At 68.4% G+C, this 12,694-nt stretch carries 13 protein-coding genes and 1 tRNA gene; 9 read left to right on the top strand and 5 right to left on the bottom strand.

The window, feature by feature from the left end; genetic code table 11:
• Positions 1–72 precede the first annotated feature (72 nt).
• From DEQ92_RS05255 to DEQ92_RS05235, 5 genes are all read left to right on the top strand, one after another.
• Complete coding sequence (locus DEQ92_RS05255) at positions 73–858, top strand: glycosyltransferase (RefSeq protein ID WP_049904949.1); 786 nt, start codon at positions 73–75, stop codon at positions 856–858.
• Complete coding sequence (locus DEQ92_RS05250; RefSeq protein ID WP_004972853.1) at positions 851–1,318, top strand: GtrA family protein; 468 nt, start codon at positions 851–853, stop codon at positions 1,316–1,318. Before DEQ92_RS05255 ends, DEQ92_RS05250 begins: the two co-directional genes overlap by 8 nt.
• A gap of 60 nt (positions 1,319–1,378) precedes the next feature.
• Positions 1,379–1,453 (top strand) — tRNA-Met (locus DEQ92_RS05245).
• Between the two features lie 359 nt (positions 1,454–1,812).
• A complete protein-coding gene (locus DEQ92_RS05240) occupies positions 1,813–2,022 on the top strand; it encodes a hypothetical protein (protein WP_004972851.1) in 210 nt (69 codons plus the stop codon).
• Positions 2,023–2,102: 80 nt separating this feature from the next.
• On the top strand, positions 2,103–2,528 hold the full coding sequence (locus DEQ92_RS05235; RefSeq protein WP_004972848.1) for a Rieske 2Fe-2S domain-containing protein: 426 nt from the start codon (positions 2,103–2,105) through the stop codon (positions 2,526–2,528).
• A gap of 21 nt (positions 2,529–2,549) precedes the next feature.
• Here the strand turns inward: DEQ92_RS05235 and DEQ92_RS05230 are convergent, their stop codons facing one another.
• The 5 genes from DEQ92_RS05230 to DEQ92_RS05210 all read right to left on the bottom strand — a co-directional run bounded on the left by DEQ92_RS05230 (position 2,550) and on the right by DEQ92_RS05210 (position 7,402).
• The gene (locus DEQ92_RS05230; protein WP_115820501.1) at positions 2,550–3,479 is read right to left on the bottom strand and encodes an aminotransferase class IV; all 930 of its coding nucleotides are present in this window, start codon (positions 3,477–3,479) and stop codon (positions 2,550–2,552) included.
• Positions 3,476–4,177, bottom strand: coding sequence for an aminodeoxychorismate/anthranilate synthase component II (locus tag DEQ92_RS05225; protein ID WP_115820500.1), 702 nt, complete (start codon positions 4,175–4,177; stop codon positions 3,476–3,478). Before DEQ92_RS05225 ends, DEQ92_RS05230 begins: the two co-directional genes overlap by 4 nt.
• On the bottom strand, positions 4,174–5,688 hold the full coding sequence (gene pabB / locus DEQ92_RS05220; RefSeq protein WP_115820499.1) for an aminodeoxychorismate synthase, component I: 1,515 nt from the start codon (positions 5,686–5,688) through the stop codon (positions 4,174–4,176). Before pabB ends, DEQ92_RS05225 begins: the two co-directional genes overlap by 4 nt.
• Before the next feature lie 110 nt (positions 5,689–5,798).
• Positions 5,799–6,548 carry a helix-hairpin-helix domain-containing protein gene (locus DEQ92_RS05215; protein ID WP_115820498.1) on the bottom strand — a complete coding sequence of 250 codons (750 nt, stop codon included), beginning with the start codon at positions 6,546–6,548 and terminating at the stop codon, positions 5,799–5,801.
• A gap of 44 nt (positions 6,549–6,592) precedes the next feature.
• Positions 6,593–7,402, bottom strand: a complete 810-nt coding sequence (locus DEQ92_RS05210) for a shikimate dehydrogenase (RefSeq protein WP_115820497.1) — start codon at positions 7,400–7,402, stop codon at positions 6,593–6,595.
• Between the two features lie 171 nt (positions 7,403–7,573).
• Between DEQ92_RS05210 and DEQ92_RS05205 the strand changes: the two genes are divergently transcribed.
• From DEQ92_RS05205 to ftsZ, 4 genes are all read left to right on the top strand, one after another.
• On the top strand, positions 7,574–8,545 hold the full coding sequence (locus DEQ92_RS05205; RefSeq protein WP_004972832.1) for a calcium/sodium antiporter: 972 nt from the start codon (positions 7,574–7,576) through the stop codon (positions 8,543–8,545).
• 130 nt (positions 8,546–8,675) lie between these two features.
• Positions 8,676–9,992 carry a sodium:calcium antiporter gene (locus DEQ92_RS05200; protein ID WP_115820679.1) on the top strand — a complete coding sequence of 439 codons (1,317 nt, stop codon included), beginning with the start codon at positions 8,676–8,678 and terminating at the stop codon, positions 9,990–9,992.
• A gap of 57 nt (positions 9,993–10,049) precedes the next feature.
• On the top strand, positions 10,050–11,369 hold the full coding sequence (locus tag DEQ92_RS05195; protein ID WP_115820496.1) for a D-aminoacyl-tRNA deacylase: 1,320 nt from the start codon (positions 10,050–10,052) through the stop codon (positions 11,367–11,369).
• Positions 11,370–11,526: 157 nt separating this feature from the next.
• On the top strand, positions 11,527–12,666 hold the full coding sequence (gene ftsZ, locus DEQ92_RS05190) for a cell division protein FtsZ (RefSeq protein ID WP_004972824.1): 1,140 nt from the start codon (positions 11,527–11,529) through the stop codon (positions 12,664–12,666).
• Positions 12,667–12,694 lie beyond the last annotated feature (28 nt).

Here is a 12,694-nt window from a genome sequence, read left to right as displayed (position 1 = left end):
GCAATACGTTTTGTGATGGCCGGTGCGAAACAGAGCGGTTCGCTTTTTACCCCGTTGAGTGAATGGTCGTGCATGTCGCAGTCTGTCGGGGTGGTGGTCCCCGCCTATCGACCCGACCCAGAGCGTCTGGTCCCCTACGTCCACGCTCTCGTCGAGGAACTGGACCCCGAGGTGGTCCGGGTCGAACTCGACGCGCCGCGGCCCGAGACGCTCGACGCCCTCGACGCCCTCCCCGCCGTCGCTCACGTGAACCCGGTCGACGCCCGTCGCGGCAAGGGCGCGGCCATCACCGCCGGGTTCGAGTCGCTCCGCACGGACATCCTCTCGTTCGCCGACGCCGACGGGAGCACCCCGGCCGCGTCGATGGCGAACGTCGTCGCCGCCGTCCGCGAGGGGTCCGACCTCGCCGTGGGGTCGCGCCGTCACCCGAACGCGACCGTCGCCTCTCACCAGACGGTCGCTCGGCGCTACCTCGGCGACGGCTTCGCGTGGCTGGCCCGCCACCTGACCGAAGTCCCGCTGTACGACTACCAGTGCGGCGCGAAGGCCATCACCGCCGCGGCGTGGGCCGACGTTCGGACCCACCTGTACGAACCCGGATTCGCGTGGGACATCGAACTCATCGCCGTCTCGGGCGCGTTCGGCCACCGCGTGGCCGAGGTGCCGGTCGTCTGGGAGGACCAGCCGAACTCGACGGTCTCGCCGGTCGACACGACGCTCAAGATGGCCCGCGGGCTCCTTCGGTCGCGCCACCGCGCCCGGACGATTCGCGAGGACCGCCTCCACGAACTCATCGACGCTCGGAACGACGAGCGGACCCTCGTCGAGCAGTTCTCGGCGGAGGTCACGGATGACTGACCGGCTCTCAGCGCTCGTCTCCGGCACCCGATTCGGCAAGTTCGCCTCCGTCGGCGCGGTCGGCGCGGTGTTCGACCTCTCGTTGAGCAGTCTCCTCATCGTCTTTTTCGGCGTCGCCAACGAACTCGCGAAGCTCGCCGGCGCGGAGCTCGCAATCATCATCATGTTCGTCATTAACGACCGCTGGACGTTCGCGGGGGCCGGCTCGGACCTGCTCACCGCGAAGGTCCGGCGCTTCGTGAAGTCGAACCTCGTGAGGAGCGGCGGCCTCCTCGTGCAGGTGCTCGTCGTTCGGGCGCTCGGCGAGGTTCCGCTGTCGATTCCGGTCGCCGGCATCGACCTCTGGGAACTCATCCCGCTACCCCTCGCTATCGGCGCGTCGATGCTCCTGAACTACGTCGCAGAAAGCCTGTTCACGTGGCGCATCGCGACCCGTTCGAGTCAGCGCGACTCACGGTGAAAATTGACACACAGCGGCCGAAACAGAAGTCTTAACAATAGCAGACTCGTTTGTTGATTCAGCGGGATGGGATAGCCAGGAGATTCCGCCGGGCTCATAACCCGGAGATCGGTAGTTCAAATCTACCTCCCGCTATTCTCCTGAAAACTACACCCCAAGCAGCGCGTTTTATCGCGCTGCGGCGGCCCGTCTTCTGTGGTAATCGCAACAGGTAGTTTGAACCAGAGAATCGAGCGAAGCGAGATTCGCGTCGTTCAAATCTACCTCCCGCTATGGTTTTGCCGACCTCAACTCCTAAGCGCCGAGTCTTGGCTCGGCGCGACCCACGAGGGCGGCCTCATAGCTCAGTAGAGTTGAACCGGGGAGCGCCGCGAACCGGTGCGAATGAGGTCTACGTCTACGTTCTCGAACTCGCGACAGCGTGAGACCCGAACCCTCAGTCATTTCAAATCTGTAACACATATTGATAATCACTCCGCGAGTAGGGACCGAGTATGCCCTCTACAGATTCGGGAACAGAGTTTTGGTCTGCGATTCAGCGAACGATACTCGGCGGACTCCTCGCCATCGTCGCGATACTCGGGTTCGGCTGGACACGCCAACTGGGAACCGGAAATCTCCTCGTGGGTAGCTTCGGACTCCTCCTGTTCGTGGGTGCTGGCTACTGGATACTCTCCCTCTTTCGGATGGCCCTCGACGAGTGAGCGCGAGGCGAGGCTTCGCGCCGTCGCCCCAATCGACCGCTTCCGAAGGAGATTTTCGACCCCGACCCAACGAGAGCACAATGAGCGACCTCGAACGAATCTGCGCGGTCGGCGACGTGCCCGACGACACGACCTTTCTCTTTCGCGTCCGCGCGGCCGACGAAGACGACGCCGAGGAGCGCGAGGCCATCCTCGTGCGCACCGACGACGGCATCCAAGGGTGGCTGAACTACTGCATGCACCTGACGCACATCAAACTCGACAAGGGCTCCGGCGCGCCGATGCGCAACGGCGAGGTCATCTGCCAGAACCACGGCGCGTACTTCGAGGCCGACACGGGCTACTGCAACTACGGGCCCTGCGAGGGCGCGGTGCTCGACGACCTCGAAATCACGGTCGACGGCGACCACGTCTTCCTCTCGGACGAGGCGTTCGACTACGTCGGAGCAGGCGAAATCGAGACCGACCCCGCCGACCGGAGTTCGAGTTCGAACGTCGAGTTCTGAGGGTGAGCGCGGCGGGGTGACTCAGTTCTCGTCGTCGCCATCGTTGTCGCCGTCGCCGCCGTAGTGGCGTCGCTCCACGTAGTCGTCGTAGAGCCGCGAGATGAGTTTCGTCACTGGTCCGTCGCCCACTCGGATACCGTCGACCGTCTCCACGGGTCGGAGTTCCCACGTCGAGTTCGTGAGGAACGCCTCGTTCGCGCCGCGCACGTCGTCGGGCGTGAAGCGCCGCTCCCGAATCGGGACGCCCTCCTGTCGGGCGAGGTCGAGGACGACGCGGCGGGTGATGCCCGGGAGGACCGGGCCGTCGAGACTCGGCGTGCAGAGCGCGTCGTCGTCGACGAAAAAGAGGTTGCTCGTCGCGCCCTCGGTGACGTAGCCGTCGGCGTCGAGCATGAGCGCCTCGTCAGCGCCGGTGACGCGGAGTTCGACGCGGGCGAGGATGCCGTTGAGGTAGTTGTGCGTCTTCGCCCGCGAGGGGAGCGACCGGTCGGGGATGCGCCGGGTCTTGACGGTCTGGACCGACGCCGGACCGTCCCACACGGGGTCGGAGCCGCGGCCGCCGCGGGAGAGCGGTTCCACGATGACGACGACGCGGGGGTCGACCTCCTCGGCCGGCGTGAGGCGGCCGCCCTGACTGCCGCGAGTGACGGAGAGCCTGACGTACGCCTCGTCGAGGTCGTTCGCCGCGAGCGTCTCGTCGATTCGCGCGCGCAGGTCGTCGTCGGACAGGCCGTGGTCCATCCCGAGCGCGTCGCACGTCTCGGCCAGTCGGTCGGCGTGGGCCTCCCAGTGGAACACTTCGCCGCCGTAGGCGCGGAGCGTCTCGAAGGCGGCGTCGCCGTAGAGGAAGCCGCGGTCCGTGACCGGAATCGACGCCGACTCGGCGGGGACGAGGTCGCCGTCGACGTGGTAACGAAGCGAACGCCCATCGGCGTCGTCGTCGCCGCTCATCGCTCCGCCTCCCACGCGTCGGCCGCCGGGCCGTCGCCGGCCGCGAGCGCGACGAAGTTGCGGACGATGTCCTTCCCCGAGTCGGTGAGGATGCTCTCGGGGTGGAACTGCACGCCGACGTGTGGCTTCTCGCGGTGGCGAACGCCCATCACGACCGACGGTTCGTCGGCCTCTTCAGCGTCTGAGCCGCCGTTTTCTGACTCCGCTGCGACGGTGTGGGCGGTCACCGCCAACTCGGAGGGCACGTCGTCGTGTTCGACCGCGAGCGAGTGGTAGCGGCCGACTTCGATTCGGTCGGGCAGCCCCGAGAAGACGCCCGCGCCGTCGTGTTCGACGAGCGAGGGCTTCCCGTGGACGACGTGGGGCGCGTGGCCGACGCGGCTTCCGAGCGCGGCACAGAGCGACTGGTGGCCGAGACAGACGCCGAGCGTCGGGTAGTCGAGGTCGCGGAAGACCGAGACCGAGACGCCGGCGTCCGCGGGGGTGCCGGGGCCGGGCGAGACGACGATGCCGTCCGGGTCGATGTCGCGGATGTCGTCGGCCGAGAGCGCGTCGTTGCGGTAGACGAGCACGTCGTCCGAAGCGTCTCCGCTTTCATCCCCGCTTTCGCCCTGCGCCTCCGCGACCGCCTCGCCGACGTACTGCACGAGGTTGTAGGCGAACGAGTCGTAGTTGTCGACGACGAGGATACGCGTCATCGTTCGGCCCCCACGGTCATGTCCGCGCGCTCGCCGAGCGCCTCGTCGATGGCGGTGATGAGCGCCCGCGCCTTCGCCAGCGTCTCGTCGTACTCGCTGTCGGGGTCGGAGTCGTGGACGATGCCCGCACCCACGCGGAGGTGGTACTCGTCTCCGAAGCGGACGAGCGTCCGGATGACGATGTTCAGCACCGCGCGGTCGTCGAAGCCGACGGCGAACATGCTCCCGGTGTAGGGGCCGCGCCGGGTGGCTTCGAGTTCGTCGATAATCTCCATCGTCCGGGGCTTCGGCGCGCCCGTGATGGTCCCGCCGGGGAACACCGCGGCGACGGCGTCGGCGAGGCTGGTCCCCTCGCGTCGGGTCCCCTCGACCAGCGAGACGAGGTGCATCACCTCCGAGTAGCGGTCCACCCGGCGGTACTCCGTCACCTCGACCGACCCGTACTCCGAGACCTTCCCGAGGTCGTTGCGTTCGAGGTCGACGAGCATCGCGTGTTCGGCGCGCTCCTTCTCGTCGGTCGTCAGGTCGAGTTCCAGCGCGTCGTCCTCCTCGGGCGTCGCCCCCCGCGGGCGGGTGCCGGCGATGGGTTCGGTGACGAGGCGGTCGCCCTCGACGCGCAAGAGGAGTTCCGGGCTGGCGCTCACGAGGTCGACGCCGGGGAGTTCGAGCAGCCCCGAGTACGGCGCGGGGTTGACCTGTCGGAGCGCCGCGTAGGCGTCCACCGGGTGGACCGCCGCGGGCGCGACGAGCCGCTGCGAGAGGTTCGCCTGAAACGTGTCGCCGTCGCGGATGTACCGCTTCGCGGCGCGGACGCGGTCGGCGAACGCCTCGCGGCCGCAGGCGCTCTCGAACGTCGCCTCGTCGGATTCGACGGGCGCGGAGACGGGCTCTGGTTCGCCCTCGACCGCCTCGACGGCGAGGTCGGTCGCCCGCGTTCGCGCCTCGTCGTAGACGGCGTCGAGGTCGGCGTCGTCGTCGACGACGGGACAGCAGGTGACCCGGAGCGTCGTCTCGCCGTCGTCAGGACGGGGTTCCTCCCACGACGCCACGAGGTCGTAGAGGCCGAGTTGGAGGTGGGGGAGCCCCCGGTCGTCGGTCGTGTGCTCGGGGAGCGATTCGAGTTCGCGGGCCGCGTCGTACGAGAGCCACCCGAACAGGCCGCAGGGGTACGGCACGTCGCAGTCGCCGCGGACGAGCGTCTCTGAGTCGGCGAGCGATTCGAGCGCGGCGAGGCTCGGCGCGGTGTCGACGCCGGGCTCGCCCCAGTCGTCGTCGGTCGGGTCGTCGACGGTCAGGCGCTCCGCGGGGGAGACGCCGAAGGCACCCCAGCCGGGTTGCCCGCCGGTCGTCTCGTAGAAGAAGCCGCCGGCGTTCCGGCGGGCGCGTCGATAGGCGTCGAAGGGGTCCGAGACGGCGATGCGGGCCTCGACGGGGACGCGCGCGCCGGCGGGTGCGACCGCGGCGGTCGCGCGAAAGTCGTCGCGGTCGGTGACGACGGTCGGTGCGGTCATTACCCACACCAGTCCGCCCGTCGGGTAAACGGTTTCGCGACGTGTCTGCGAGGGAGCGTGAGCGGCCGGCGGGTGAAAAAATAGTCTCGGTCGGCCGGAACGCGCGTCGGTTACGCGTCGCCGGCGCGGTCTATCCAGCGCTGGACGCGCTTCGGCGACACGTCGATTTCGTCGCCGACCTCGTCGGCGTCGGCTGCGGCGAGGTCCGCGACGGTCTCGATGCCGATTTCGGAGAGTCGCTCGGCGTACGCCGGGCCGATGCCGCGAATCGTGTCCACGGTCGGCGCGTCGGGGTCGGCGGCCGACGAGTCGGCCGGTTCGTCGTCTGCAGTTTCCTCGTCGTCTGCTTCGTCTTCGGCCTCCGCTTCTTCGTCACCTTCGTCGACCGCTTCTTCGTCCGATTCCTCGGTGTCGGCTTCGTCGGAGTCGGCGGATTCAGACCCGTCCTCATCTTCGAGTTCGGGTTCGCCGTCGGCTTCGACCTCGGATTCGGACTCGGACTCAGGCTCCGCTTCGGCGTCTTCGTCCTTCGGTTCGGCCTCCTCAATGGCGTCGGCCGCGACCTCCGCGTCGTCGCGGGCGTCTTCGGCGGCTTCGTCGTCGGCCTCAGACGCCGCGTCGGCCTCGTCTTCGACCGCTGATTCGACCGCGTCGTCGGTCTCTTCGTCGCTCGGGTCCGTCTCTTCGACCGGTTCCTTCACCGCGGCCTCGGTCTCGACGTTCGCTTCCTCGCGTTCGGTTCTGGTGTCGCGTTCGACCGTAACGGTCGCCGTGTCGTCACGTCCCTCCTTCGAGGAAGACGACGAGTCGCCACCAACGAGGGATTTCCAGAGCGACGAAATAGTGTCAAGCAAGCCCATGTTACCTTCTCCTATGCAATCCCGTTATTTAAAAACCAGCGGCCTCAGTCGCTCTCGAGGTGGCTCCGGAGCGCGGCGTTCATCGCGTCGACCGGCGCGTCGCGCCCGGTCCACCGCTCGAAGGCCTCGACGCCCTGCAGGAGGAGCATCCACGCGCCGTCGATGGTGACCGCACCTGCCGCGGCCGCATCGCGGATGAGTTGGGTCTCGAGCGGGGTGTAGACCGCGTCGAGCACCGCGAGGTCCCCGTGGAGGTACTCTGCGGGAACGGGCGTCTCGTCGGGCGACTCCATCCCGACGCTCGTCGCGTTGACGAGGACGTCCGCCTCTCGAATCCGGTCGAGCGTGTCCAGTCCGCCGCCGGTCGCGCCGGGGACGGCCTCGGCGAGTTCGACCGCGGTCTCGGCGGTTCGGTTGGCGACGTGGACCGACGCGCCCGCGTCGGCGAGGGCGAACGCGGCGGCCCGCCCCGCGCCGCCGGCACCGACGACCACGGCCGCGTTCCCGTCGAGGCCGACGCCGTGGCGCTCGAACGACCGGGTGACGCCCGCCGCGTCGGTGTTGTACCCCTGCGGCGTCTCCCCGCCGAAATCGATCGTGTTGACCGCGCCGATTCGCTCGGCGAGCGGGTCGGGGTCGACCAGTTCGAGCACGTCCTGTTTGAACGGGATGGTGACGTTCAGCCCCGAGACGCCGAGGGCGTCCGCGCCCTCGACGGCCGCCGCGATGTCGTCGCGGTCGGGTTCGAACGTGACGTACCGGGCGTCGAGGCCGGTTTCCTCGTAGGCCGCCTCGTGCATCGGCGGCGACAGCGAGTGGCCGACCGGGTTGCCGACGAGACCGTAGACTTGCATGGGCGGGTGGTGTCCTGCCGACGATATAACTCGCCCGCCCGCGTCGGATTCCGCCGGGACCCGACGGCCCCCACAGGTCGGATTTCCACCCGTTCGCTCTCCCGTGATAGATTGTCGCGGATCCGCGGTGTACCGGCGCGCTTTTAGTCCCCCGTTGGTCTACTCCCGCGTATGTCGGCACTCGCAACCCTGCTTTCCTTCGATACCGCGCTCCTCGTGGCGGGTATCGTCGCGCTCTATCTCGGGGCCGAGGCGCTCGTCGAGGGCGCGTCTCGACTCGCCATCGGCCTCGGTCTCCGGGCGGCCATCGTCGGTGTGACCATCGTCGCGTTCGCGACGACCACCCCCGAACTCTTCGTCGCGGTCCTGAGCGGCCTGGGCTACAGCTCCGACCTCGGACTCGGCGCTATCGTCGGCTCGAACATCGCCAACATCGGTCTCGTCCTCGGAATCTCGGCGCTCATCCAGCCGATGGGCGTCTCGACCGCGACGCTCCGTCGGCACGTCCCGTTCATGATTGCCGCGGCGGTCGCGCTCGTCGCCCTCGGGATGGACGGGAACCTCAGCGCCGTCGACGGCGGCGTCCTCCTGCTCATCCTCGTCGCGTTCACGGGCTACCTGCTCTACCGCGCCCGGTCGGCGACGGCGGACGCCATCGGCGCGGACGAAATCGACATCGAGGACGAAGACGAGGTCTCCGCGCAGTTCAAGGACGTGGTCTATCTCGGGCTCGGCCTGCTCCTCCTGTTCGTCGGCTCGAACTGGCTCATTCAGGGCGGACAGGGACTGCTCGAATCCTTCGGGTTCGGTCCGCGGTTCATCGGGCTGACCGTCCTCGCGTTCGGCACGTCGCTGCCGGAACTCGCGGCCTCCGTCATCAGCGCGGTCCGCGGCGAATCGGAGTTCAGCATCGGCAACGTCGTCGGTTCCAACATCTACAACGTCGTCGCCGTCCTCGGCATCCTCGCCATCATGGTTCCCGTGAACGTCCCCCCGAGCACCATCTCGCTGGACTTCCCGGCGCTCCTCGTGTTCACCTTCGGAGTCATCGCGCTGATGCTCCGCAACCGCGACGTGTCCCGCCTCGACGGCGGCATCCTCGTCGTCGGCTACCTCGTGTTCTTCTGGCTCATCCTTCCCTGACATCCCTGCCGGACGACTTCGGCCGTCCGTCACACCCGTTTCGGGCCGATTTTGAAACACAAAAGCTACCGGCTTCGGCTTCGCTCTTGTAGCCACGATGGTACGGCAACTCAGCCATCCGCTGACCGCGGTGTTCGGAGCCGCACTCCTGACGGTCCCGTGGCTGGGCCTCCACACGGTGTTCGGCGTTGACCTCGCGACCGGCGTCACCGTCGGCCTCAGCGGTATCGCCGTCCTCGGGGCCTCGTTCCTCCTCGCGTGGGGCGCGGAGACCGCCGAGGCCGACGTGCCGCGGGCGTTCGCCCTCGCCATCCTCGCGGTGCTCGCGGTCGCCCCCGAATACGCCGTCGACGCCCTCTACGCGTGGGAAGCCGGCATCAATCCCGGCTCCCCCGAATCGGCCGAGGCCGCGAGCCTCGCCGTCGCCAACATGACCGGCGCGAACCGCATCCTCATCGGCATCGGCTGGTCCGCAATCGCCCTCTTCACCGTCTACCGCGCCCGCGACACCGGCGACGAGGCGGTCGAGTCTCGTCCCGGCTTCCTCGCGGACGTGGTCCGACTCGACCACGGCATCGCGACCGAGATTCTGTTCCTCTTCGCCGCGACCGTGTTCGCCTTCTTCGTCCCGCTCGGGGCGGGCATCGGCGCGGTCGACATGTTCGTCCTCGTCGGCCTCTACGTCGCGTACATCTTCGTGGCGATGAACTCGCCGCACGAGGACGAAGCGCAGATCGGCGTGCCCGCGTACCTCCAGTCGTACCGGAAACCCAAGCGCATCGCCACGACCCTCACGCTGTTCGTCTTCTCGGGCATCGTCATCCTCGTCGCCGTCGAGCCGTTCGCTCACGGCCTCGAAGCCCTCGGGAAGTCGGTCGGCATCCCGTCGTTCTTGATGATTCAGTGGGTCGCGCCGCTGGCGAGCGAGAGCCCCGAACTCATCGTCGTGGCCTACCTCGTCAACAAGGCGCGGTCGACCGCCGGCTTCAACGCGCTCATCTCCTCGAAGCTCAACCAGTGGACGCTCCTCATCGGGACGCTCGTGCTCGTCTACAGCCTGTCGCTCGGCTACTACGGCCCGCTCCCGCTCGACACCCACCAGATGGGCGAACTCTGGCTGACGGCCGCCCAGAGCTACTTCGCCATCGCCATCCTCATCACGTTCTCCATCAGCCTCCGCGAGGCGGTCGCCCTGCTCGGGCTCTTCTTGACACAGTTCGTCTACTCCGTCACCGGACTGGCGCTCACGCTCCCGATTCCGGGACTCGGCGCGGTCACCTTCGACGGCGCAACCTCGCTCATCGGCTTCTCCGTCGTCTATCTGGTCGTCGGAACGGCGCTTTTCGTCCGGCGACGCAAGCAACTTGCGGCGGTCGCCAAGCTCTCGATTCGACGCGTCCGCGGCGACTACGGCGCGAACGAGGTTCCGGCCGCGGTGGAAGACTGACCCGCTCCCCTCGCCGCTTCCGACGCCCTTTTCGCCGGCCTCGGCGACCCTCGTATCGTGATTGGAATCGTCGTCAGCCGCGCCGACAGCGCATCGGTTCACATCGGCGAGCACCTGCTCGAACTCGCCGACTGGGACGAACGGACCGACGGGGACCGACCCGACGCCGACGGCGGCGGCACCGTCTTCTCCCGCGACGGCTTCGAACTCCGCGAGTTCGACGACCGACACATCGACCTCGACGACCCCGCCGAGGCGTTCGACGCCGACCTCGACCTCCTCGTCGTCGTCTCGCGGCACGCCGGCGAGACCGGCGCGCTCCTGACCGCGCACTTCACCGGGAACTTCGGCCCCGCCGACTACGGCGGCGAGCCGGGTCGATTCGCCCGCGCGTGCCCCAACGCCCAGCGCGCCGTCGTCGAGGCGCTCCGCGAGCGCGCGCCGGACGACTACGAAGTCGGCATCGAGGCGACCCACCACGGCCCGACCGAGCCCACGGTCCCCTCGATGTTCGTCGAACTCGGGAGCGGCGAAGCGCAGTGGGGAGACCCCGAGGGGGCCCGCGCGGTCGCGGCGGCCGTCCTCGACATCGAGGGCGTCGCGCCCGACGCGGACCGCCAACTCGTCGGCTTCGGCGGCGGCCACTACGCCCCGCGGTTCGAGCGCGTCCTCCGCGAGACCGACTGGCGCGTCGGCCACATCGCCGCCGACTGGCAGCTCAAGGCGATGGGCGCGCCCGAGAACAACCGCGACGTGCTCCGCCGGGCGTTCGAGGCCTCCGCGGCCGACCTCGCGCTCGTCGACGGCGACCGCGACGACCTCGCGGCCGCCCTCGAAGCCGAGGGGTTCCGGGTCGTCTCCGAGACGTGGGTCCGCGAGACCGCGGGCGTCGCCCTCGACCGCGTCTCGGCCCTCGAAGCCGACGTCACGACCGTCGAGGAGGGCCTCCGGTTCGGCGCGCGAATCGACGCCGACGACTACGAGGTCGTCTCGCTCCCCGACGGCCTGCTCGGCGAGGCGCAGGGCATCGACCTCGACGCCGCGCTCGACGCCGTCCGCGAGACCACCGTCGCCTTCCACACGACCGAGGGCGGCGCGCGCGCGGTTGGTCGCGCCGCCGTCGCGGGCGACGGCTACGACGAACTCGTGTCGCGGCTCTGCGACGTGCTGCGCGAGAAATACGACAGCGTCGTCCGCGACGACGGGGCGGTCACGGCGACGGTTCGGGCGTTCGACCCCGCCGCGGCACGCGAGTTCGGCGTCCCCGAGGGACCGGCGTTCGGCAAGCTCTCGGCCGGCCAGCCGGTCGAGGTCGACGGCGAGACCGTCGCGCCCGAAGACGTATCGAAAGAACGACTCATCGAGTTCGTCGTGTGACCCCCGGCGGAGCGCGGCCGGCCGATTCGCCCCGTGAACCGACCTGTGCCGCGGGCTCTCATGTCACGTTTCGGCACGAATCGGCGGCTCGTCGGACAGATGTCTGACGGAAGGGGGAAAGATAATTAGTCGTCCTCCGTAAACCGTCTCCATAAATATGGACTCTATCGTCGGCGACGCAATTGACGAGGCCGAGGCCGAGGACATGGGGGATGAGTCGGTTCAGGTCGACGACTCGACCAACATCAACCGGTCCGGGACGATGACTGACGACGAACTGAAAGCGGTTCTCAAAGACCTCCAGACCAACATCACGGTGGTCGGGTGCGGCGGTGCCGGCGGGAACACCGTCAACCGGATGCACGAGGAGGGAATCAAGGGGGCGAAGCTCGTCGCCGCCAACACCGACGTGCAGCACCTCGTGGAAATCGGGGCCGACACGAAGATTCTCATGGGCGAACAGAAGACCCAGGGTCGCGGCGCGGGCTCGCTCCCGCAGGTCGGCGAGGAGGCCGCCCTCGAATCCCAAGAGGAGATTTACGACGCCATCGAGGGCTCCGACATGGTGTTCGTCACCGCCGGCCTCGGCGGCGGCACCGGCACCGGCTCGGCCCCCGTGGTCGCCAAGGCGGCCCGCGAGTCGGGCGCGCTCACCATCGCCATCGTCACGACGCCGTTCACGGCCGAAGGCGAGGTGCGACGAACGAACGCCGAAGCCGGTCTCGAACGACTCCGCGACGTTTCGGACACGGTCATCGTCGTCCCGAACGACCGCCTGCTCGACGCCGTGGGGAAGCTCCCGGTCCGCCAGGCGTTCAAGGTATCCGACGAGGTGCTGATGCGCTCGGTCAAGGGCATCACCGAACTCATCACCAAGCCCGGTCTCGTCAACCTCGACTTCGCCGACGTGAAGACGGTCATGGAGCGCGGCGGCGTCGCCATGATCGGTCTCGGCGAGTCCGACTCCGAGTCCAAGGCCCAAGAGTCCGTCAAGTCCGCCCTCCGCTCGCCGCTTCTCGACGTGGACATCTCCGGCGCGAACTCCGCGCTCGTCAACGTCACCGGCGGCTCCGACATGAGCATCGAGGAGGCCGAGGGCGTCGTCGAGGAGATTTACGACCGCATCGACCCCGACGCGCGCATCATCTGGGGGACCTCGGTCGACGACGAACTCGAAGGCATGATGCGGACGATGATCGTCGTCACCGGCGTCGAGTCGCCCCAAATCTACGGCCGCAACGGCGAGGTGCAGGCGCAGGCCGAAGGCCGTCTCGAGGACATCGACTACGTCGAGTAGTCGCCGTCGTCGGCGACGCGGCCGGGAA

Origin of the sequence: Haloferax sp. Atlit-6N (genome assembly GCF_003383195.1) — an archaeon.
Classification (GTDB): domain Archaea; phylum Halobacteriota; class Halobacteria; order Halobacteriales; family Haloferacaceae; genus Haloferax; species Haloferax gibbonsii.
Note: the sequence above shows the minus strand (reverse complement) of the source record. Positions and strands in the feature narration are given on the sequence as shown.